The organism is Fuscibacter oryzae, assembly GCF_016765795.1.
GTDB lineage: Bacteria > Pseudomonadota > Alphaproteobacteria > Rhodobacterales > Rhodobacteraceae > Fuscibacter > Fuscibacter oryzae.
In genome coordinates this window covers 171549-191335 of the sequence record NZ_JAESVP010000002.1, presented here as the reverse complement: position 1 = coordinate 191335, position 19787 = coordinate 171549, and the positions used below count along the sequence as shown (strand labels likewise).

The 19787-nt window shown below is 64.4% G+C and carries 23 protein-coding genes and 1 tRNA gene; 9 read left to right on the top strand and 15 right to left on the bottom strand.

The features are described 5' to 3' along the window. Positions 1-126 precede the first annotated feature (126 nt). Positions 127-516, top strand: coding sequence for a group III truncated hemoglobin (locus JI744_RS04140; RefSeq protein ID WP_202658434.1), 390 nt, complete (start codon positions 127-129; stop codon positions 514-516). Positions 517-544: 28 nt separating this feature from the next. Here the strand turns inward: JI744_RS04140 and JI744_RS04135 are convergent, their stop codons facing one another. The 3 genes from JI744_RS04135 to thyX form a co-directional block, all read right to left on the bottom strand. Then, positions 545-928, bottom strand: a complete 384-nt coding sequence (locus tag JI744_RS04135; RefSeq protein WP_202658433.1) for a hypothetical protein — start codon at positions 926-928, stop codon at positions 545-547. Positions 929-1279: 351 nt separating this feature from the next. Then, positions 1280-1894: a hypothetical protein gene (locus tag JI744_RS04130; protein ID WP_202658432.1), complete on the bottom strand. Its 615-nt coding sequence runs from the start codon at positions 1892-1894 to the stop codon at positions 1280-1282. After that, positions 1891-2796, bottom strand: a complete 906-nt coding sequence (gene thyX / locus JI744_RS04125; RefSeq protein ID WP_202658431.1) for an FAD-dependent thymidylate synthase — start codon at positions 2794-2796, stop codon at positions 1891-1893. The genes JI744_RS04130 and thyX overlap by 4 nt, the downstream gene beginning before the upstream one ends. Before the next feature lie 189 nt (positions 2797-2985). On the opposite strand from thyX, the gene JI744_RS04120 reads away from it, so the two are divergent. The 3 genes from JI744_RS04120 to JI744_RS04110 all read left to right on the top strand — a co-directional run bounded on the left by JI744_RS04120 (position 2986) and on the right by JI744_RS04110 (position 5707). Continuing rightward, positions 2986-3861, top strand: coding sequence for a hypothetical protein (locus JI744_RS04120; RefSeq protein ID WP_202658430.1), 876 nt, complete (start codon positions 2986-2988; stop codon positions 3859-3861). Continuing rightward, positions 3858-5210, top strand: a complete 1353-nt coding sequence (locus JI744_RS04115) for a hypothetical protein (RefSeq protein ID WP_202658429.1) — start codon at positions 3858-3860, stop codon at positions 5208-5210. Before JI744_RS04120 ends, JI744_RS04115 begins: the two co-directional genes overlap by 4 nt. Positions 5211-5278: 68 nt before the next feature. Then, entirely contained in the window at positions 5279-5707 is a 429-nt protein-coding gene (locus JI744_RS04110) for a VOC family protein (protein WP_202658428.1), read from the top strand. 39 nt (positions 5708-5746) lie between these two features. On the opposite strand, the gene ribD is transcribed toward JI744_RS04110, so the two are convergent. The 4 genes from ribD to JI744_RS04090 all read right to left on the bottom strand — a co-directional run bounded on the left by ribD (position 5747) and on the right by JI744_RS04090 (position 9256). Beyond that, positions 5747-6847 carry a bifunctional diaminohydroxyphosphoribosylaminopyrimidine deaminase/5-amino-6-(5-phosphoribosylamino)uracil reductase RibD gene (gene ribD, locus JI744_RS04105; RefSeq protein ID WP_328756837.1) on the bottom strand — a complete coding sequence of 367 codons (1101 nt, stop codon included), beginning with the start codon at positions 6845-6847 and terminating at the stop codon, positions 5747-5749. Further along, complete coding sequence (nrdR, locus tag JI744_RS04100) at positions 6844-7311, bottom strand: transcriptional regulator NrdR (RefSeq protein ID WP_202658426.1); 468 nt, start codon at positions 7309-7311, stop codon at positions 6844-6846. Before nrdR ends, ribD begins: the two co-directional genes overlap by 4 nt. 167 nt (positions 7312-7478) lie before the next feature. Then, positions 7479-7551 (bottom strand) — tRNA-Thr (locus tag JI744_RS04095). Between the two features lie 46 nt (positions 7552-7597). Then, complete coding sequence (locus tag JI744_RS04090) at positions 7598-9256, bottom strand: ABC transporter permease (protein ID WP_202658425.1); 1659 nt, start codon at positions 9254-9256, stop codon at positions 7598-7600. An 86-nt stretch (positions 9257-9342) separates the two neighbouring features. On the opposite strand from JI744_RS04090, the gene JI744_RS04085 reads away from it, so the two are divergent. Further along, positions 9343-10215, top strand: coding sequence for a hypothetical protein (locus JI744_RS04085; RefSeq protein ID WP_202658424.1), 873 nt, complete (start codon positions 9343-9345; stop codon positions 10213-10215). A gap of 18 nt (positions 10216-10233) precedes the next feature. Here the strand turns inward: JI744_RS04085 and JI744_RS04080 are convergent, their stop codons facing one another. After that, entirely contained in the window at positions 10234-10479 is a 246-nt protein-coding gene (locus JI744_RS04080; protein ID WP_202658423.1) for a DUF2312 domain-containing protein, read from the bottom strand. Between the two features lie 130 nt (positions 10480-10609). Between JI744_RS04080 and JI744_RS04075 the strand changes: the two genes are divergently transcribed. After that, complete coding sequence (locus JI744_RS04075) at positions 10610-10825, top strand: hypothetical protein (RefSeq protein ID WP_202658422.1); 216 nt, start codon at positions 10610-10612, stop codon at positions 10823-10825. A 52-nt stretch (positions 10826-10877) separates the two neighbouring features. Here JI744_RS04075 and JI744_RS04070 read toward each other — a convergent pair whose 3' ends face one another. After that, positions 10878-11081, bottom strand: a complete 204-nt coding sequence (locus JI744_RS04070) for a hypothetical protein (RefSeq protein WP_202658796.1) — start codon at positions 11079-11081, stop codon at positions 10878-10880. A 20-nt stretch (positions 11082-11101) separates the two neighbouring features. Continuing rightward, a complete protein-coding gene (locus JI744_RS04065; protein ID WP_202658421.1) occupies positions 11102-11419 on the bottom strand; it encodes a TraR/DksA family transcriptional regulator in 318 nt (105 codons plus the stop codon). An 88-nt stretch (positions 11420-11507) separates the two neighbouring features. On the opposite strand from JI744_RS04065, the gene JI744_RS04060 reads away from it, so the two are divergent. Genes JI744_RS04060 through JI744_RS19385 form a run of 3 tightly spaced genes read left to right on the top strand, consistent with a single transcriptional unit; the run spans position 11508 to position 13721 of the window. Further along, the gene (locus tag JI744_RS04060) at positions 11508-12419 is read left to right on the top strand and encodes an MBL fold metallo-hydrolase (protein ID WP_407927497.1); all 912 of its coding nucleotides are present in this window, start codon (positions 11508-11510) and stop codon (positions 12417-12419) included. A gap of 10 nt (positions 12420-12429) precedes the next feature. Beyond that, on the top strand, positions 12430-12852 hold the full coding sequence (locus JI744_RS04055; RefSeq protein ID WP_202658420.1) for a YeeE/YedE family protein: 423 nt from the start codon (positions 12430-12432) through the stop codon (positions 12850-12852). Continuing rightward, positions 12852-13721 carry a DUF6691 family protein gene (locus JI744_RS19385; protein WP_407927496.1) on the top strand — a complete coding sequence of 290 codons (870 nt, stop codon included), beginning with the start codon at positions 12852-12854 and terminating at the stop codon, positions 13719-13721. Before JI744_RS04055 ends, JI744_RS19385 begins: the two co-directional genes overlap by 1 nt. A 95-nt stretch (positions 13722-13816) precedes the next feature. Here JI744_RS19385 and JI744_RS04040 read toward each other — a convergent pair whose 3' ends face one another. From JI744_RS04040 to JI744_RS04020, 5 genes are all read right to left on the bottom strand, one after another. After that, positions 13817-14791 carry a FliM/FliN family flagellar motor C-terminal domain-containing protein gene (locus JI744_RS04040; protein ID WP_236019244.1) on the bottom strand — a complete coding sequence of 325 codons (975 nt, stop codon included), beginning with the start codon at positions 14789-14791 and terminating at the stop codon, positions 13817-13819. A gap of 76 nt (positions 14792-14867) precedes the next feature. Next, positions 14868-17555: an ATP-binding protein gene (locus JI744_RS04035; RefSeq protein ID WP_202658419.1), complete on the bottom strand. Its 2688-nt coding sequence runs from the start codon at positions 17553-17555 to the stop codon at positions 14868-14870. Continuing rightward, positions 17555-17806, bottom strand: a complete 252-nt coding sequence (locus JI744_RS04030) for a hypothetical protein (RefSeq protein WP_202658418.1) — start codon at positions 17804-17806, stop codon at positions 17555-17557. The genes JI744_RS04035 and JI744_RS04030 overlap by 1 nt, the downstream gene beginning before the upstream one ends. Positions 17807-17810: 4 nt before the next feature. Next, positions 17811-18182: a response regulator transcription factor gene (locus tag JI744_RS04025; protein WP_202658417.1), complete on the bottom strand. Its 372-nt coding sequence runs from the start codon at positions 18180-18182 to the stop codon at positions 17811-17813. Between the two features lie 337 nt (positions 18183-18519). Beyond that, positions 18520-19776, bottom strand: coding sequence for a helix-turn-helix domain-containing protein (locus JI744_RS04020; RefSeq protein ID WP_202658416.1), 1257 nt, complete (start codon positions 19774-19776; stop codon positions 18520-18522). Positions 19777-19787: the final 11 nt, after the last annotated feature.

Sequence of the window (19787 nt, the reverse complement as noted above, 5' to 3'; positions counted from 1 at the left end):
GGTTCCGCGATCATCCGGCTCATGCCCCGCCTTATAGGGGGGGCACCAGAGGTGGTAAAGGGGGGCAACGCCCCTGCGACCGCCGGTCCACTTGCGCCCGCCCGCGCCCTGCCCCAGCTTGGCACCATGACCAACGCCCTGCCGCCCCGCTTTGACATTACCGCTGATGACATCGCCCGCGTCGTCGCCAGCTTTTACGCCGCCATCCGCCAGCACCCCGGCCTTGGCCCTATCTTCGCCGCCCATGTCACCGACTGGCCCGAACATGAGGCGAAAATCGCCGCCTTCTGGCGCAACGCGATTTTGTTGGAGCGGAGTTATGACGGTAACCCGATGCAGGCCCATCTTGCGGCGGGGAACGTGAAGGGGCCGATGTTCCCGGTCTGGCTGGGGCTGTTCGATAGCGTTCTGGCGCAGGAGTTGCGCCCGGATCAGGTAGAGGCCTGGTCGGCGCTGGCGCATCGGATCGGATCATCGCTGCGGATGGGAGTGGAAGGGTTTGTGCGGATGCGGTGAGGGCCGTGCGACCCTCACCCAATTGGTGCTATTTCAGCTTCCAAAGGTTCTTCTTGGGCTTGCCGTTCTCATACATCCGCAAAGAATTGGCATCGACCCGCTCGACATCCCAGCAGGCCTTGCCATCGCCCCAGTCCTCACACCACTGATCGTCCTTGACGTACCATTTTGACTTGAGCATCTCGCCGTTGAAGTTCACGGCAATGTTGCCCTTCTTCTTGCCCGCGCTATAGGCCTGCGCCCATGGCACGCCCTTGTCGGTCTTGGCCTGAATGGTGCGGCCCGGAATGGTGGCCAAAAGTTCGGCCTGGGTCATGAATTCCTGTGCGCTGACGGGGCTGGAGACAAAGAAAAGGCCAACGGCCGCGCTGATGATGAATTTGGTGGGCGAAGTGCAAGCAGAACGAAGCATGTTTACCCCCTGAAATGGCGCGAAATGCGCCGGAAAAATGTGCCACGGATTCGGCTTTTCCTCAACGATTCAGAAAATGCGCCGGGCGCGATCAGGGGGCTTGCCAGTGGCAAGCCGCCCGCGCCGTTGCCCGAAGGCCCAAGCCGCAGGGCAACGGGTGTTCAACTTGCCCTATGGCTGCCAATTCTGATGCGCCCGCCCCGATGGACGCGAATGCGTCCGCCCTCCGGGGGGCGGACGCAGCAGAATTCCGGCATGTGGCTGAAATTCTGTGAGGGAAGATTGAATATGCATTACACGCGCCGTCATTAAGATTGCGATGACGAGTGTGATGCGCGCCAATCACAAAGCCTACGTTTGAATAGCATCAGAAAAAGTCTTCATTTTCGCCACATCCTCAATGTTAATTACCCGTCTACCGTTGCGGTACGATTGTCTAAGTTCAATAGCACCAAAGACGGATCCTTCGTCTAAATTCAAATTTCCATCCGCCCGGAGAGCGTTTGCCAGATCGCGATATTGGCGACGATCTATTCTAAGATATTTTGCCCTTGTTCTGCCATCTATGGATGGATCAACCGCGCGATCCTCAATAGCTGACCTAACTACCTCCCATGCCTCACTGAATTTGGACTTCAAGTCTCCATCTGGTGATGTAGCCAAATCTTGCACTGCTTCTTGCCGATCAACAATATCTGCATTCTGCCTGATAACTTTTTCGCCAGTCTCCTGGGTTACCTCTTGTATTTCCTTCAACCTCTCCCCTAGCTTATCAATTTCTTTTTTAAAGCCTTCAACATGAAGGCCCAGCTTGTCATTCGCGTCAGAAATTGCATCCTCCAACGACTTTACTTTTTTAGAAAATACCCACCCTCCTAGCAAGGCAGCAATTATACCAGCTAAAACTGTTAAAACGCCGCTTATAATTGTTGCCTGAGCTTCCGTCATCAATGTCCACCAACTCATCCCCAAACCCCCTCAAACTCCCGCCATTCCCCCTTGCTCATCCCGCTGTCCTCCTGCGCCACAACCTCCCCGGCCAGCCGCCGCTTCAGCACCGCAATCGCCTTGCCGCTTAGGGTCACCCCGCCCATCCGGTAATCCTCGAACGCCGCAAAGGCCAAGGGCACCCAGTCTTTCACGCAGGCGGCAATCGCCTCGGCATAAACCCGGATTTCGTATTGGGCATGGGCGTCGGCGCGCAGGCGCAGGAAGTGGAACAGGTTGTGCAGGTCTACCTTCCAATACCATTGGGTATAGATATTGGCGGGCAGGTTCATGCGGGCCAGCTCTCGGGCCAGACCCTGCTGGCCCTCCTGGCTCAGCATCGCCTCGTAATGGTCATAGCTGCGGTTGGCGTCGGATTTCAGCATCTCCAGCACGCGGGCGGCCTCGGCGCCGGTCAGAACCTCTCCCCTCCCCTGATTGTTCACTGTGCTTTGCGCGGCAAGCTGCTCGGGCGCGGGGATGTAGAATTCGCGGTCCAGAATGGAATAGCGGGCCGAGTATTCGTTGACGTTGGCGGTGCGGTGGCGGATCCACTGGCGGGCCACGAACACCGGCAGCTTCACATGCAGCTTGACCTCGCACATCTCGAACGGGGTCGAATGCCAGTGCCGCATGAGGTAACGGATCAGCCCCTCGTCGTTCGAGACATGCTTGGTGCCCGCGCCATAGGAAACCCGCGCCGCCTGCACGATGGCGGCATCGTCACCCATGTAATCGACCACGCGGATGAAGCCGTGGTCCAGCACCGGATGGGCGCGGTAGAGATGGGCCTCCATTCCTTCGCTGACAGCGCGCAGGGTGGGGCGCGGGGTGGAGCGGGCGGCCTCGATCTCGGAGAGCTGTTCTTGGGTCAGGGACATGGCGTGGCCTTTCGCGGGCGAATCTGGTGTTGGCGCCGACTATATCTGGGGCAGGCCATTTGCGGAACCACCATGGAAAGCGTGATGCACAGGCGCGACACTGGGGTGCGATTGCAAGGCGGCGGGCGATCCTCTTTGACTTTCAGGGGCTTTCACGGCAAATTCACGAAAAATTGCGAGGGGCAGTAAATGTTTGTGAAACGCGCGATGCTGGTGGCAGCCATCGGCCTGACAGGTTGTGGCGGGAACCCGTTCACGGGCAATCCCGACAGCGGGTCGGGAGACAATTCGGGCAATGCCGAATACGGAACTGCCCTGAACGCAGCGCTGACGATGAACTCCATGGCCTATGATGCGGGCAAAGATGAGTTGGTGGTCAACAACATCCCGTTCGACGGCGCGACGGCGGCCAATGGCCAGGCGGTCTATGCGCGGCAGGGTGGGCTGGGCGCGACGGGCTTTGGCCGATACGAGAATGTTGCCGGCGACCTTAATTACTATGCCGTCTTCCGCCGGTCGGATTCCGGCGCAGTAGAGGGCGGGGCCTTCCAGACCGGCGATTATGTAACGCCGGGAACCGGCGGCGCGGCGGTGCGGCGGACAGGAAACGTCAACCTGCCCTCGACCGGCGAATACACTTTCACCGGCGAATATGCCGCCGTCCGGTCGTTCGACGCCAGCGCGACGGCCCCGGTGGGCGTGCAATATATAACGGGCAGCTCCAACCTGTCGCTGGACTTTGGCGATTTTGACGGCGTGGGCGCAGTGATCGGCACCATCACCGGGCGCAACCTTTATGCCGAAGACGGATCTCTGATCGGGCCGATGAACGATTATGTAACCTTTGCTGCGGGCGAGATTGACCGGGCCAACGGCAAGATCAGCGGCGGCACCGTGGTGAACCGGACTGTCACGACCGAACTGGGCACTGGCAGTTGGTCTGCCGTGATCGGCGGGACCAATGGTACCGAAATTGCGGGCATCATCGTGTTCGAGGGCGAAGGCGCAGGTGCCAACGGCAACACGATGCGAGAGACCGGCATCCTGATCGCGACGCGCCCATGATGCGGGCTACGGCGCGCCTTTTGGGCGTGGCCGGGCTGGTGGTGGCGCTGGCCTGTGGCGCAACGGCGGAAACGCGGCTTTCGATCGGCCAAGGGCGCGCGTTGGCCATACAGTTGGTCCAGAACGGGCAGGCCACGGCTGCCCGTGCCGCCGCCCTTGCCCTGTTGCAGCGCGACCCGGATGATGTGGTGGCGCTGATCGTGCTGTCGCGGGCCGAGCGCGATCTGGGCGCCTTCAAGGCCGCGCAAAAAGCCGCCCGCCACGCCGAACGCGTCGCCACCCGCGACGAGGACCGCTTTGGTGCGGCACTGGCGATGGCGCAGGCACTGGCTTCGGACGGACGGCGGACGGCGGCGCAATTCTGGCTGCGCCGGGCCACCGAACTGGCCCCCGACGCGCGCGCCCGCGCCGTCGCGGTGCGCGATTTCACCTATGTCCGCAGTCGCAACCCGTTGAAGGCGCGGCTGTCTTTTGGGGCGTTTCCATCATCGAACGTGAATGATGGCCCGACCTCAAACACGCTGGTCGTCGGCGGCATCGAATTCGTCAACCCCGATGCCGTGCCACTGTCGGGCCTTGGCTTCAGCGTCGGAGGCGATCTGACTTGGCGTTTGCCCGCAGGCAAGGAGGCCGGTTTCACCCTTGGCCTTTCGGCAGACAGCACGCGCTATATTCTGTCCGAAAGCGCGCGCGCGCAGGTGCCCGATGCCAGCGCCAGCGACTATGCCACCTCTGGCCTGTCGCTGTCTGCGGGCTATGACAGGCGGTTTGGTGAAAGCGTGCTGTCCTCTACCCTGCGGATCGGGCGCGACTGGCAGGGCGGCGCGGCGCTGGCCGATTGGTCGCAACTGTCCTTTGGCCTGCAACGCAGCATGGACGAGCGCCACGCCCTGTCACTGGCGCTGGAAGTGACCGATACCCGGCGCAAGGACAGCGATATCCGATCCTCGCAGAAAATCGGCGGCGGCGTGGGCTGGATCTGGGCCAGCGAGGCGGGCGACCGTTGGGCCAGCCGCTTGACGCTGGGCACCGTTCAATCCGACTCTGCCGCGATTGCCCGCAGAGAGGGCGAACTGCGGCTGGACTGGCAACGCGCCGCTCCGGTTCTGGGGGTGGAACTGTCCGCCTTTGCGACGCTGGGTCTGGCACAGTATGATCGCGCCCTGCCCGGCCTCGCCACCCGGCAGGACGTGAACGCACGGCTGGGTGTGACGGCGCTGATCAGCAAGGTCGATTACATGGGCTTTGCCCCCGAAGTCGGCCTGGTGTTGAGCGGCACAAATTCCAACATCCCCGCGCTGACCACGCGCAAGGCAGAGTTGCGGCTGGGCATCCGATCGACCTTCTGATCCCCCCTCGCCTTCCCCGGCCATGGCGGCTAGCCTTGGGACCAGCAAAACTGAAAGGGGCATATTCCATGACCATCCGCTATCTGCACACCATGGTCCGCGTGCTGGATCTGGAAAAATCTATGGCTTTTTATCGCCTGCTGGGGCTGGAGGAGACCCGGCGCTATGACAATGAACAGGGCCGCTTTTCGCTGGTCTTTCTGGCGCCGCCCGGTCAGCCCGACTGCCCGGTTGAACTGACCTGGAACTGGGACGGCGATGCGAGCCTGCCGTCGGACAGCCGCCATTTCGGCCATCTGGCCTATGAGGTCGATGACATCTACGCCACCTGCGCCCATTTGCAAGCCAATGGTGTCACGATCAACCGCCCTCCCCGCGATGGTCGCATGGCCTTTGTGCGCAGCCCCGACAATGTATCGATTGAACTGTTGCAAAAAGGCGCGGCGCTGACCCCGGCTGAACCTTGGGCCAGCATGGGCAACACCGGGCATTGGTGAAAGCGTTGGCAGCGGGGGCACTTCGCCCCCCGCCCTGTTTCAGCCGAATGACCATAGGGTAAAGGTATCGGGGCCAAGGCGGCAGGCCTCGCGCAGTGTCAGGCGCGGTGCTTCGGCCAACCGGGTCAGCCCCAGCGCACCAAGCGCCGCGCGCCCGTCGCCGCCGATCAACGCGCCTGCGGTGTAAAGGGCAGCGTCCTGAACAAGACCGTTGCGGACAAGGGAGGCTGCAAGCTGGCCGCCGCCTTCGCACAGGATACGGGTCAGGCCACGGGCGGCCAGTGCAGTCAGGGCGCCGCGGGGGGCAATGTGGCCGTTGTCGGTTGCAACCTCGATCAATTCGGCGCCGGTGGCGGCCCAGCCGGCTCGGGCGGTGGCAGGCGCATCGGGGCCGTGGACCATCCAGACCGGCACCTGCCGCGCGCTGCCGCCAAGGCGGCTGTCGGGAGAATGCGAAAGGCGGCTATCGAGCACGATGCGGACCGGCTGACGCTGTGCGCCAAGGTCGCGCACCGTCAGGTCGGGATCGTCGGCCAGGGCTGTGCCCGATCCGACCATCACCGCATCATGGGTCAGGCGCAAAAGGTGGGTGTGGCGGCGCGCCTCTGGCCCGGTGATCCAGCGGCTGTCGCCTGTGGCGGTGGCGATGCGACCATCAAGTGTGGTGGCGAGTTTCAGGGTGACGAAGGGCAGCGTTTCGGTAACCCGGCGCAGGAAGCCTGCGTTCAACCGGGCGGCCTGCGCCGAGAGGATGCCTTCGGTCACGCGGATGCCTGCCGCGCGCAGCATGGCATGGCCGCGCCCCGCAACACGGGGGTCAGGGTCGGTCAGGGCGGTGACCACGCGGGCGATACCAGCGGCGATCAGCCCTTCGGCGCAGGGGGGCGTGTGGCCATAATGGGCGCAAGGCTCCAGCGTGACATAGGCGGTGGCGCCCTGTGCCGCGCCGCCCGCCTGATCCAGCGCGCGACGCTCGGCATGGGGGCGACCGCCCGGCTGGGTCCAGCCGCGCCCGACGATCTGGCCCTCCCTGACCAGCACACAGCCCACCGCCGGATTGGGCCAGACATTGCCAAGCCCACGCGCCGCAAGGTGCAGCGCGTGGGCCATGTGGGTTTCATCTGTCTGCCGGTCGCTCACTCGTCGCTGGTAGGCGAGGGCCGCAATTCGCTGACAAAACGGTCAAAGTCGTCAGCGGCCTGGAAGTTCTTGTAAACGCTGGCAAAGCGCACATAGGCAACGGTGTCGATCCGGGCCAGAGACTCCATCACGATCTCGCCGATCACCTTGGAGGAGATGTCGGTTTCGCCAAGGCTTTCCAGACGCCGCACGATGCCGGAAATCATCTGGTCGATGCGGTCGGGATCGATGGGGCGTTTTTGCAGCGCGATGCGGATCGAACGTTCCAGCTTGGTCCGGTCAAAATCCTCGCGCTTGCCGCTGGATTTGATGACGACCAGATCGCGCAACTGCACACGTTCATAAGTGGTGAAACGGCCACCACAGGCCGGACAAAAGCGGCGGCGGCGGATCGAGACGTGATCCTCTGCCGGGCGACTGTCCTTCACCTGGGTATCGATATTGCCGCAGAATGGGCAGCGCATTCGCTCCCTCCTTGCTGATTGTTGTTCTGCCTCTAGCCCCGGTGTCTGTGCGCCGGTGGTTGGCCCAACACTAGGCCATAGCGCGAGGGATCGGGTAGCGGAAAGTTGAACCTACCCGATATGGGGTTGGCACTGTGGCGGGCAAGACTCAGCAGGGAAGTTGCGCGTGCCCCCAGACGGGATCGAACCGCCGACATCTAGTTTACAAAACTAGCGCTCTACCAGCTGAGCTATAGGGGCTACGCGAGGGGTGATGTAGCAAGCCCGACGCATCAGTGCAAGGGAGCTAGCGGTCACGGCTGTTATGGGCCAGCAAGGCCACCGCCAGAAGGCCCATCGCCACAACGCCAAGGGCGGCAGGCGACGCCTCTTCCAGCTTTTCAAGGCTGGCAAGCTCATAAACGCGGGTCGAAAGCGTGTTGAAATTGAAGGGCCGCAGCAGCAGCGTCGCGGGCAGCTCCTTGACGCATTCGACAAAGACGACCAGCAGCGCGGCGGCAACCGAGCCACGCATCATCGGCAGGTAAACCCGGCGCAAGGTGCCGCCATTGGTCTGCCCCAAAGACCGCGCCGCCATGGGCAGGCTGGGCGGAATGCGGCCAAAGGCGGTGTCGGCGGCACTTTGCGCCATGCCGAAGAACCGCACCACATAGGCCAGCACTATGGCGGCAGAGGTGCCGGTCAGCAAAAGCCCCGGCTCTTGCCCCGTCAACGCCAGCCAGCCATCGGCCAGTTTGTGGTCCAGGGCTGCCAGCGGAATCAGGATGCCCACCGCCAGCACCGCACCCGGTGCGGCATAGCCAAGGGTGGTGACCGGCAGCACCAACCGCGCGGTGCCCCGCCCCGCCATGCGCACGGCGTAAACCAGAAACAACGCCGCCGCGACCGTCAGCACCGCTGCGATGCCGCCAACCACCGCCGTATTGACCGCCGCCGCCAAAAGCCCCGGCTCCAGCCAGACTTCGGGCCGTTTGACGGCATGCAGGCCCATCACGCCGACCGGCAACAGGAAACCGACGGCAAAGGGGATGACGCACAGCACCCAAGCCATGGCCGCCTGTCCCCCCGTCAGCCGCACCGGCGCAATCGGGCGCGGCGCGCGTGAGGGGCGGTGAAACCGGGCGTTACGGCGGCTGAACCGCTCAATGGCCACAAGGGTCAGGATCAGAACAAGGATGACGCCCGCAATCTGCGCCGCCCCGCCCGGATTGCCGCCATCCAGCCAGGTGGTGAAGATGCCGGTGGTCAGGGTCTGCACCCCGAAATATTGCACCGTGCCGAAATCGGCCACCGTCTCCATCATCGCCAACGCCACCCCGGCGGCAATGGCGGGCCGCGCCAAGGGCAGGCCCAGCCGCCAGAACACACCCCAGCCATTCAGGCCAAGGGCGCGCGCCACCTCATACATGCCGCCCGATTGTTCGCGCAGCGCCGCCCGCGTCAGCAGATACACATAAGGATATTGCGCCGAGGCCAGCACCACGATGGCCCCCCAGTTGGTGCGGATTTGCGGAAACCAGTAGTCGCGCGCCGAGGTCCAGCCAAAGGTGGCGCGCAGGAAGGTCTGCACCAGACCGGAATAATCCAGAAAATCGACCAGCGCGAAGGCCCCGACATAGGCCGGAATGGCCAAGGGAAACAGCAGCGCATAGGCCAGCATGTCGCGCCCGGGAAAGCGGTACATCGTGATCAGCCAGGCCGCCCCGGTGCCCGCCGCCCCCGCCAGCACCGCCACCCCGGTCATCAGCACCAATGTCGTGCCGAAATAGCGCGGCAGGACCGTGGCCAGAAGATGCGGCCAGATATTCTCGGTCGGATGAAGGGCGATCCACAAGACCGCCAGCATCGGCGCCACAATCAGCACCGCCAGCACCACGGCCCCGACCGCCCAGCCGTTCCAGCGCAGGGCAAAGGGGATTATCCGACTGTTTTGCTGGGTATCCATGGGCGCGGCTTACAGGAAGGCGGTTCCCCTGTCCAGAAAACCCGGTATATTCCGGCCAAAGCAAGAACAAGAAAGACCGGGGCAGGATGCGGATCGTCTATCATCTTGGCGCTCATTTCACCGATGAGGAGCGCTTGCTGAAATGTCTGCTGGCCAACCGCGATGCGCTGGCCGACCATTCCATTGCCGTGCCGCCCACCCGCCGGTTTCGCGCCCTTTTGCGGGACACCGCGATCCGGCTGAAGGGCGACGCGGCGACGATTGAAGAACAGGCGCTGATTCTGGAAGAGATCATGGCGGAGGACAAGGCCGACCGGCTGATCCTGTCATGGGACAGTTTCATGGCGCTGCCGACCTGGGCGATGAAAAAGTCGCTTTACCCCTCGGCCGGGGGCCGGGTGCGGGCGTTCTCACAGATATTCCCACAGATAGACGCTGAATTTCATCTGGCGATCCGCAGCCCGGCCACCTTTGTGCCGCTGCTGTATGACCGGCTGAAACCCGAAAGCTATGAGGCTTTCATGGAGGGCACCGATCTGTTCGCGCTGCGCTGGTCGGTGGTGATCCGGCGCATCCGCGACGCCAACCCGCAAGCGCCCCTGACCGTGTGGTGCGATGAGGATACGCCGCTGATCTGGCCAGAGGTGCTGCGCGCCGTCTCTGGCCTGCCTGCCGATGTGCCCTTGACCGGCGAGGATGAATTGCTGGCCACGCTGATGTCGGGCGAAGGGATGGTGCGGCTGAGCGCCTATCTTGACAAGCATCCGCCGCAGAACATCCTGCAACGCCGCCGGGTGGTTTCGGCCTTCCTCGACAAATTCGCCCTGCCAGAGCGGATCAACATGAACATCGAGATGCCGGGCTGGACGGATGAGGTGGTTGCCCACCTCAACGCGCTGTACGAGGCCGATGTGGCCGAGATTGCCGGAATGGACGGCGTGGATTTCATGGCGCCCTGAATGGGGCCATGAGGGGCGTCACTGCATCCCGAGGGCCTGCTTGTACAGTTCCAGCACCGCCTCTTCCTCGGCGATGTCATCGGGCTGGCGTTTGCGCAGCGCGACGATCTTGCGCAGAATCTTGGTGTCATAGCCGCGGCCCTTGGCCTCTGCCATCAGCTCTTTCTGCTGTTCGGCAAGATCTTTCTTTTCCGCCTCCAGATGTTCAAAGCGTTCGATGAACTGCTTCAGCTCGTCAGCGGTGACATTATAGGGATCGGACATCTTGGCCTCTGGGATGAAAACTGCTCGGGCCTTCCCTACCCTTTCCGGGCAGGCCCGCGCAAGCGGGGCAAGGCCGCTTGCGCGGGCCTGCGCAAGCGGTTAGGCGAAGAAAATTCCAATGGGGGTGGCTATGGGACTTCTGATCTGGATCGGCGCGGCATTGACGCTGGCGGGCATTGCCGGTCTGGTGTGGTGCATCGTGCTGGCGATGCGGCTGCGCAAGGCGGGCCTGCCCGATGACGCGCTGCGCGCCCGGCTGCAACGGGTGGTGATGCTGAACCTGGGGGCCTTGGGCGTTTCCGCACTGGGGCTGATGGCGGTGGTGATGGGGATTGCCCTGTCGTAGGGGCGGGCAATCCAGAGGGTCTGTTTCAGACCCGGCCTCAGACCGGGCAGGTTCAGACGGGCATATTGTCGAAATCGGCCTCGATCTCGGCCTGATCGCGTTCCGGCAAAGGCGCCGTGCTGCCCGGCATCATCTGCGCCAGCGCCTGCATTTCGGCCAGCAACAGCCCCAGCCCTGCCGCCTGACCGGCAAAAGCCGCCGCTGTCACCTCTCCGGCAGCCTTGGCCATGGCTTCGATTTCGCTGTTGGTTTTCATCGCATCTCTCCCCCGTTTGGTCAGTTGGCACAGCTGCGGCAGAACGGCGTTTGCGGCAGCACGTCCAGCCGCTCCTGACCGATCTCTGCCCCGCATTTAGCACAAAATCCGTAGTCGTCGGTCTCGATCCGGTGCAGCGCAGCCTCGATCTGGCGAATTTCGGCCTGCCCGCTCAGGCCGATGGATTCCAGAACCTCATCGCCTTCGCGCTCTGTCGCCTGCTCTTCCCAGTCCTTTTCGTCGTGGGTCGCGATTTCGGCCTCCACCGCGGTCAGCCGGTTTTGCAGGGCCGAAAGCCGGTCAAGCAACTGCTGCTTTCTTTGGGCGACGGTTGTCATGGCAAACTCCTTCTCTTGCAGGCACGGTAACCAGAGGGTGAATTGCTTTCCTTGACCTGCATCAATCATCGCATGACAAAGGCCGCATATGCCTGAGATACTGCGCCAGACCATGGAGGCCGCCATGCCCCGAACCGCCACCCCTGCCGTGCAGGGCTTTTTCGACGAAGCAACCAACACCATCACCTATGTCGTGCGCGACCCAGAAGGCAACAGTTGCGCGATCATCGATTCGGTGCTCGATTTCGACTATGCCTCGGGGCGCACCGATACCCGGTCGGCCGATGCCGTGGCCGATTGGGTGACGGCGCAGGGCTTGAAGGTAGAGTGGATCTTGGAAACTCATGTTCACGCCGACCACCTGTCTGCCGCGCCCTATCTGCAAGAGCGGCTGGGCGGCAAGGTCGGCATCGGTGACCGCATCACCGTGATACAGGAAACCTTCGGCAAGATTTTCAACGAAGGCACAAGGTTTCAGCGTGACGGCAGCCAGTTCGACCGACTGTTCCGTGACGGCGATGTGGTGATGATCGGCCAGTTGCGCGGCGAGGTCCTGCACACCCCCGGCCACACACCCGCTTGCCTGACCTATGTGATCGGCGATGCGGCCTTTGTCGGCGACACGCTGTTCATGCCCGATTTCGGTACGGCCCGCTGCGATTTTCCCGGCGGATCGGCAGAGGTGATGTGGGCTTCGGTCCAGAAGATCCTCACGCTGCCAGAGGAGACGCGGATTTTCGTCGGCCACGACTACAAGGCACCGGGGCGCGAGGACTTTGCCTGGGAAACCACCGTCGGTGCGCAAAAGGCACTGAACGTGCATGTCGGCGCGGGCCACACGCGCGAAGATTTTGTGGCCCTGCGCCAAAAGCGCGATGCGACGCTGGCGATGCCGCGGCTGATCATCCCGTCCTTGCAGATCAATATGCGGGCGGGGCATTTGCCGGAACCAGAGGACAACGGGACAAGTTATCTGAAGGTGCCGGTGAACGGGCTGTAAGGGGGAAATGATGCTGGCATCCTGGGTTTGGGGCCTGTGCGGCGGGCTATTGATCGGCAGCGCGGCGGCGCTTTATCTGCTGGTGAATGGCCGGGTGATGGGGATGTCTGGCATCCTTGGCGGGTTGGTAGATGGCAGCGGCTGGGGCACATGGGCAGAACGGGCGGCCTTTGTCGCCGGGGTGGTCGCGGTGCCGGGCCTGCTGGCGCTGGCCTTTGGCGGGGCGACGCATCTGACCGGCAACTGGCTGGTGATCGTGTTGGGTGGTTTGCTGGTGGGCGTGGGCACGCGGGTCAGCAACGGCTGCACCTCGGGCCACGGCGTGTGCGGCATTTCGCGCCTGTCGCTGCGCGGCATCGTGGCGACGGTGTTCTATGTGCTGGCGGGCGGCATCACGGTGGCGGTCTTGCGCCACGGCTTTGGGGTGATCTGATGCGGCGCACGGGGTTTGCCGCGCTGGCCGGTGCCATCTTTGGCGCGGGGCTGTGGGTGTCGGGGATGACCGACACGTTGAAGGTGCAGGGCTGGCTGGATGTGTTCGGCCAGTGGGATGCGACGCTGGCCTTTGTAATGAGCGGGGCAATCGTGCCGATGGCAGTTGCCTGGCGGGTGGCTGCACGCATGTACCATCCGGTTCTGGGCGGCCCCTTCCCCGAACCGCCCCGGCCCGAGGTGGGGCCAAAGCTGGTAATTGGCGCAGTGCTGTTCGGCATGGGCTGGGCGCTGGCGGGTCTGTGCCCCGGACCAGCGCTGGCCTCGGCCACTTACGGCGGGCTGGGCGGTCTGGTCTTTCTTCTGGCAATGGTCGCGGGTATGGTCGCCGCACCCGCGCTGTCCCGGCGCATTGAAACGCTGACATCCCGCAGGAGTGCCATGGAAATCCGCGCGCTTACCCCCGATTACGCCGTCTCGCCCCAGATCGACCCTTCGGACCTGCCCGCCCTGAAGGCGGCCGGTTACACCACCATCATCGACAACCGCCCCGATGGCGAAATTCCCACGCCCTTGCAGGCCGAGGCGATGAAGGCGGCGGCCGAGGCGCTGGGGCTGACCTTTGTCATCAACCCGGTGTTGCCGGGTGCCATGACGGCCGAGAACGTGGCCGTGCAGGAACAGGCGGTGGCCGGGGCGACCGGGCCGGTGTTCACCTATTGCGCGTCGGGCAACCGCAGCGCGATTGTCTGGATGCTGATGAACGCGGGCAAGCTGCCGGTGGATGAGATGATCGCCAACACCGCGAGGTTCGGTTACAACCACGCCCCGCTGCGCGGTTTGATCGAGGCTGCGGCCGAGCAGGGTTAAGCCGTCGATGTTTCCTCCCCATAGCAGGGAGGAGACGCACCGTCCGGGGAGAGGCCTTTATTGCCACGACCAGTGATGGGTGGCCGCGGTCAGGTTCAACCCGCCTGCCGCATCTGCTCGGGCATGGCCATCGGCACAATCAGGTTACCAGCCTGCACCTCTGCCTGCCCGGTCGCCGTGCCGTCCTGCCCGACAGAGCGGGTGACGCGCAGGGCGCGCATTCCGCGGTTTTGGCCAAGTTTCGCCAGCCCGACGGTTCGACCATCGGTCCCTTCGATGCTGATATGATCCAGCGCGGCGGTCGGCAGGGCCATCACCTCGCCCACGCGCAGCGACATTATTGTGGCCAAGGGCAGCGTCACCCGGGTCAGCGCGGCCTGCAGTTCGGATGTGGCGCCCTCAACCCGTTCGGCCAGCGCGCTGGCAAAGGCGGGAGCGTCGGTATCGTCCTGCGTTTCGGGCGCGGGATAGCTTGGCATCGCGCCCCGTCCTTCGGCCGGCAGGGCCAGCAGCACCTGACCCGTGCGGACGCCATGGGCCAGCGACACCTCTGCCTGAAGAATGCGGTAGCTGAAATCTTCCAGCAGCAGGCCAAGGGGGCGCGGATCGTCAAGAAAGCTGGCATAGCGAAACCCGCCCGCCCAGACCAGATCGGCCTCTTGGGCAAGGGTTTGTTCCAGCCCGACAAGGGCGGCATCGATCAGGCCCGCAACCATGGCGGCATCGGTGCGGGTGGGTTTGCGCGGGCTGGCGGCGTGGGACTGCACCCGGCCCAAAGTTTGCTGCTCGATCATGCCTTGCAGGATGGGGGGCGAGATGACCAACAGCCCCATCCCCTCTGCCGGCCCTTCCAGCACCGCGAACAGGGCACGGTCTGCGGGCATCTCCAACAGTTCGGCCAAAGAGGCGCGCGACAGGCGCAGCGACGGCACCTCCAGCGGCAGCTTCATCGCATCGCGCGCGGCGCGGGCCAGCGCGAGCCGCCAGCCCCGGTCGGCCCCCGGCGTGCCTTCGGCCATCGCCGCCCGCGCTGCCGCAAGCTTTCGCCGGATCACGCTCATCTCAGCCATTCTGCGCCCTTTCCTGCAACCCTGACGAAAGCCTAGGGCAACGAGCTTACCGAATGGTTTACAACCAAGGGCTGCGTCAGGCCGCGCTGCGTTCCAACCGCAGGGGCAGCGTCACACGGAAAGCCGCGCCGCGCTGGCCCGGCAGATAGGCAACGGTGCCGCCAAGGTTGGCCATGATCTCGCGGCAGATCGCAAGACCCAGACCGGCCCCGCCCGCCTTGGTCTGGTCGGTCAGGCGGGCGAACTTTTCAAAGATAAGCGCCTGCTTTTCCTTGGGAATACCGCGCCCGTTGTCGATGAAATCCACCGTGACGCGACCCGCGCGATGGCGGATGGCAATGCGCAACACGCCGGGATTCGCCTCGCAATATTTCCGGGCGTTGGAAATCAGGTTGATGAACACCTGCACCAGCCGGTCGGCATCGGTGCGCAGGTAAATCTCTTCGGTGGTCACATCGCGTTCGATGCGAAAGGCGCGGTCGGGGCGGGTCTGGCTGGCCACTGCCGCTGCACGGTCCAAAAGTTCTCCCAGATGGGCAAGGCCAAGGTTCAACTGCACCGCGCCGTTTTCCAGAACCGACAGATCCAACAGGTCATCCAGCAGCCGGGTCAGGCGCTTGGCCTCTTCATGGATGATCCGGCCATAATCGGCCACCTGCGGGGCGGGCAGATCGCCCTCGGTCAGAATCTCGGAAAAGGCGCGGATCGAGGTCATCGGCGTGCGCAGTTCGTGGCTGATCTGGCTTAGGAACGCATCCTTCTGCACCGAAAGCTGGGTCAGCTTTTCATTCACCTCGCGCAACTGGCGGGCGGTGCGGGTCAGTTCGGTCTGGTTCGATTCCAGCCGCGCGGAATATTCGGCGATCTGCGCCGCCTCGGAGGCCACGGCCATCAGGTCTTCGACCGTCACCGTGGCGCGCCCGAACAACTGGCTGATCATGGCGTGGGCGGTTGCTGCCCCCAAAGACCCGGCCAGACGGCGTTCAAGCTCGGTCAGGAAGGCGGGGGTCATGTCGGGCAGATAGCCTTCCTTCCCCTGTGCGCGGGCTTCAGTTTCGAAAAAGGTCAGCGCCTCTTCGCCCAAAATCCGCTGGGCGAGGTTCAGCAGCGCCTCCGGCTCGGCCTGTCCATGGGTCCAGCCCAGACGGCCACCCTGCGCCTCGGCATCAAAGGCGTTGACGAAGGCGGCCCCCTGAATACGTTCGACCGGATCGGGGAAAGACAGGATGGAACCGGCAAAGAACGCGGCGGTGTTCAGGGCCAGCGACCAGAAAATGGAATGGATCAGCGGGTCCATCGCCGCGGTGCCGAACAGCGCCTCGGGGCGCAGCCATGACAGGCCAAAGGGGCCAAGGGCAAAGACCTGCGCGGGAATGACGGCATCCTGCCCAAAGCTGGGCAGAAACAGTGTCCAGCCCCAGGTGGCAAAGCCGGTCAGCAGGCCCAGAATGGCCCCCACCCGGCTGGCCCCGCGCCAGAAGATGCCTCCCAGCAGCGCGGGCAGCACCTGCGCCATGCCGGCAAAGGCGATCAGCCCCATCGCGGCCAGCGCGGCAGAGCCGCCCGACAGCCGGTAATATGCCAGCCCCAGCCCCAGCACCCCGATGATCGACAGCCGCCGCGCCAGAAGAATACCGCCGCGCAGGTCGGCGGATCGTGTCGCCTCGGGCCGCAGATGCAGCCACAAGGGCATGATGACATGGTTCGAAAGCATCGTCGCCAGCGCCACGGTTTCCACGATCACCATGGACGTGGCCGAGGAAAACCCGCCCAGAAACGCCAGCATCGCCAACGCGCCCTGCCCGTGGGCAAGCGGCAGGGTCAGCACCATCATGTCGGGGTTGGTATCGGCGGGCATCTGTTCCAGCCCCACCATGGCGATGGGCAGGATGAACAGGCACATCGCGAACAGATAGAGCGGAAAGGCCCAGCTTGCGCGGGCAAGGTGGCGCTCATCAACGTTTTCCACCACCAGCACCTGAAACATCCGCGGCAGGCAGATCACCGCCGCCGCCGATAGCGCGATCAGCCCGACCCAGCGGCCCGGCTGCAACTGCCAGCCTTGCAGGTTGACCGCCTCGATCCGGTCAATCACCGCACCGGGGCCACCCGCCAGCCCCCAGACCACAAAGCTGCCCACCGCCACCAGCGCCACCAGCTTGACCACCGCCTCGACCGCAATGGCGATGACGATGCCGTGGTGCTGTTCCTTGGCATCCAGCCTGCGGGTGCCGAACAGGATGGTAAAGACCGCCAGCCCCCCCGCCACCCACAAGGCGGTAGAGGCGCGGATCGGCGTGGCCCAGCCTTCGGGCTGATCCGAGGAAAAAACAGCGAATGACAGCGTAACTGATTGCAATTGCAGCGCAATATAGGGCGTTGCCGCCACCACGGCGATCAGCGTGACCAGAACGCCCAAGCCATTCGACTTGCCATAGCGAGAGGAGATCAGGTCAGCGATCGAGGTAACGCGCTGTTGTCGGCCAATCCGCACCAGCTTGCGCAGGATCCACCACCAGCCGACGAACACCAGCGTCGGGCCAAGGTAGATCGTCATGAACTCGATCCCCGACCGCGCGCCATAGCCGACCGCGCCGTAAAACGTCCAGGCGGTGCAATAGATCGACAGCGACAGGGTATAGACGGTCGGGGACCGCAAAAACCCCATGCCGCCCAGTTGTGCCCGCCGCTCGCCAAAAAAGGCGATAGCGAACAGGAAGATCACATAGACGAAGCACGACAGGACAAGGATGTCGAAAGGCATCAGTCGTCCCCGGCGGCGCTGGGGGTTTCCGGCTGATCAAGCCCATGGGCCAGCACGGCGGCAAACCCGATCAGCAGCGCCCAGACGACAAAGACGAAGATCACCGCACTGCCCGCCCCGCCCTGCGGCCAGAGCAGCGGCAGCATCAGCAAGAACACCCCCACCACCGGCAACAGCCGCGCCGCATCCCGCAACCGGCGGCGGCGATAGCTGGCGCGGGCCAGAAACAACGGTTGGCGCGGGCGGCGCATCGGCCTAGCCCTGCCCCATCAACTGCCGCACCTTGGCGCGCATGTCGGCATTGGCGAAAGGTTTGGCCATGAAGGCCGACACGCCCGCCCGCTCGGCAGCGTCACGGTCACGCTCTTGCCCCTTGGCGGTCAGCATCAGGACCGGCAGACCCTGCCCGCGCGGATCGGCCCGAAGGCTGGCAAGAATGTCCAGACCGCTGGCGCCGGGCAACATCAGGTCCAGAATGACAAGATCGGGCAAATCGCCGCGCAGGCGTTGCAAGGCTGTCAGGCCATCGCCGATCACCTCGACCTGACAGCCATCGCGGGTCAGCAGAAAGCGGATCGCCTCGGCAATGTTCGCCTCATCCTCGATGAGCAGCACTTGCCCTGCCATTCGCGTTCCCCCTGCCCCGTGGCCCGACTATCGGCGGAAATGCGCGCGCTGTCAAAAGACTGTGATCTGGTTGGGGTGGGCCAACTATCACCGTCTGTGATCTGGCGAAGGCCATCGCCTTCGCCATGCCATCCAGCGGCAAATTGCACCGCCGGGCCGCAAAGGCCCGGCCAGCGCCCGCCCCGCCATCGGCGGGCGCTTCTCGCCCGCCGGGGCAGGCACTGGCCTTTTGCATTGCGCGTGGAGCCGACTGTTGCTGAATCCGCTCGCGCGGGCGGGGAAACGCAATGCGTTTCCTGATCCGCCCGGCCATGGCTTGGCACAATCCCGCTGCGCCCTACAGCGACAGGATCGACGGTTCACGCCGGGCGGCACAGCTATCGCGCGGGCAAATCCGGCAGGTGGAACCGACGGGCAAGGGTGGCTGGGGGCCAAAGCTGTGGGGCGGTTCGGGCAGGATCAGCATGGCCGCCTCTCGCAGTTCCGGCCCTCGAAAGCCCTGCGGGTGACGCGGTTGGCACCACGCCCGCGCGCGAAAGCGGCGGGGTTGGGGGCCGGGGGTTTCAATCACCGCCTCAACCGGGGTGGCCGGGCGGCCAAGGGCCGCGAACAGCGGCCACAAGGGACAGGCCGCACCAAAGCGTGGTAGGGCGAACCCGGCCAAGGGTTTGCGCAGGGTCAGCGTGCCCGAGGCATCGCAGATCACGAGCCCCGCCTCGGCCTGTGGGCGCAAGGCAAGGCGGCGAAATGCGGCCAGAACGGGGGCTGCGGCGCGGGCAGCTAGGGCCAGCGGGTCCGCGCCGGTCGCGGCCAGCGACTGCCGCAAAGCGTCATCGGGCACGGCGCGGCGATCTTCTGCCGCCTGTGCCAGCATGGCGGCGGCCAGATGGCGGGCGGCGGGGCTGGCCAGCGCCTCGGCCTGATCGGTGCCGGCGGTCATGTCCCAGTTGCGCAAGGCGGCCCAGGCCTCGACCTCCTCCTGCGGCGAGGCGATGCCCAGCTCCACCTCTTGCCCGGTGCTGTCAAGGTAGGTCACCAGCGCCTCGGCCCCCACGGCCAGACGCTCGCTGTCCTGATGCAGGTTGTGCAGGAAACGGTCACGCCATTCGGGTTCCAGATCCTCGGTATCGGCCAGAATGGCGGCGGTGGACCGGACCGAGGCGGTGGCCGACAGCACTTCATGCAGGCTGGCCGAAAGATGAGGATCATGCGTCATGCGGTCATTCAGCGCCTCGACCGTGCGGCCAAGGCTGGTGACGCGGGCATTGAGGCCCGCCAGCAGCGCGGCCCAGCCGGGATAGCGGGCGACGAAATCCTCAATCCCGTCCATCTCTGGCCCTGTGGTGGCCGCTGCCGCCGCGCGCAGATCATCCACCAATGCGCCACCGGGGCCTTTCTGCAAGGCCTCTGCCGCCAATCCCAAGGCCGCAGCCAGCCGGTCCAACAATTCGGGCGGCAGGCGGCGGCGGTTGTGTTCGATCAGGTTAAGATAGCTGGGCGAAATTCCCGCACGGTCGGCCAGATCGGCCTGTTTCAACCCAAGGGCCGCGCGCCTTTCGCGCAGCCGCGTGCCGATGGTTGGTTGAATGGCCATGCAGCCCCCCT

Bases quoted from the DNA above. Each gene is read 5' to 3' on its own strand.
- JI744_RS04115 (WP_202658429.1), top strand. From the start codon at position 3,858: ATGATGCGGGCTACGGCGCGCCTTTTGGGCGTGGCCGGGCTGGTGGTG.
- JI744_RS04085 (WP_202658424.1), top strand. From the start codon at position 9,343: ATGCGGATCGTCTATCATCTTGGCGCTCATTTCACCGATGAGGAGCGC.
- JI744_RS04110 (WP_202658428.1), top strand. From the start codon at position 5,279: ATGACCATCCGCTATCTGCACACCATGGTCCGCGTGCTGGATCTGGAA.
- JI744_RS04055 (WP_202658420.1), top strand. From the start codon at position 12,430: ATGCTGGCATCCTGGGTTTGGGGCCTGTGCGGCGGGCTATTGATCGGC.
- JI744_RS04140 (WP_202658434.1), top strand. From the start codon at position 127: ATGACCAACGCCCTGCCGCCCCGCTTTGACATTACCGCTGATGACATC.
- JI744_RS04090 (WP_202658425.1), bottom strand. From the start codon at position 9,256: ATGGATACCCAGCAAAACAGTCGGATAATCCCCTTTGCCCTGCGCTGG.
- thyX (WP_202658431.1), bottom strand. From the start codon at position 2,796: ATGTCCCTGACCCAAGAACAGCTCTCCGAGATCGAGGCCGCCCGCTCC.
- JI744_RS04040 (WP_236019244.1), bottom strand. From the start codon at position 14,791: ATGGCTGAGATGAGCGTGATCCGGCGAAAGCTTGCGGCAGCGCGGGCG.
- JI744_RS04075 (WP_202658422.1), top strand. From the start codon at position 10,610: ATGGGACTTCTGATCTGGATCGGCGCGGCATTGACGCTGGCGGGCATT.
- JI744_RS04070 (WP_202658796.1), bottom strand. From the start codon at position 11,081: ATGAAAACCAACAGCGAAATCGAAGCCATGGCCAAGGCTGCCGGAGAG.
- JI744_RS04035 (WP_202658419.1), bottom strand. From the start codon at position 17,555: ATGCCTTTCGACATCCTTGTCCTGTCGTGCTTCGTCTATGTGATCTTC.
- JI744_RS04080 (WP_202658423.1), bottom strand. From the start codon at position 10,479: ATGTCCGATCCCTATAATGTCACCGCTGACGAGCTGAAGCAGTTCATC.
- JI744_RS04065 (WP_202658421.1), bottom strand. From the start codon at position 11,419: ATGACAACCGTCGCCCAAAGAAAGCAGCAGTTGCTTGACCGGCTTTCG.
- JI744_RS19385 (WP_407927496.1), top strand. From the start codon at position 12,852: ATGCGGCGCACGGGGTTTGCCGCGCTGGCCGGTGCCATCTTTGGCGCG.
- JI744_RS04020 (WP_202658416.1), bottom strand. From the start codon at position 19,776: ATGGCCATTCAACCAACCATCGGCACGCGGCTGCGCGAAAGGCGCGCG.
- nrdR (WP_202658426.1), bottom strand. From the start codon at position 7,311: ATGCGCTGCCCATTCTGCGGCAATATCGATACCCAGGTGAAGGACAGT.
- JI744_RS04030 (WP_202658418.1), bottom strand. From the start codon at position 17,806: ATGCGCCGCCCGCGCCAACCGTTGTTTCTGGCCCGCGCCAGCTATCGC.
- JI744_RS04135 (WP_202658433.1), bottom strand. From the start codon at position 928: ATGCTTCGTTCTGCTTGCACTTCGCCCACCAAATTCATCATCAGCGCG.
- JI744_RS04060 (WP_407927497.1), top strand. From the start codon at position 11,508: ATGCCTGAGATACTGCGCCAGACCATGGAGGCCGCCATGCCCCGAACC.
- JI744_RS04120 (WP_202658430.1), top strand. From the start codon at position 2,986: ATGTTTGTGAAACGCGCGATGCTGGTGGCAGCCATCGGCCTGACAGGT.
- JI744_RS04025 (WP_202658417.1), bottom strand. From the start codon at position 18,182: ATGGCAGGGCAAGTGCTGCTCATCGAGGATGAGGCGAACATTGCCGAG.
- JI744_RS04130 (WP_202658432.1), bottom strand. From the start codon at position 1,894: ATGAGTTGGTGGACATTGATGACGGAAGCTCAGGCAACAATTATAAGC.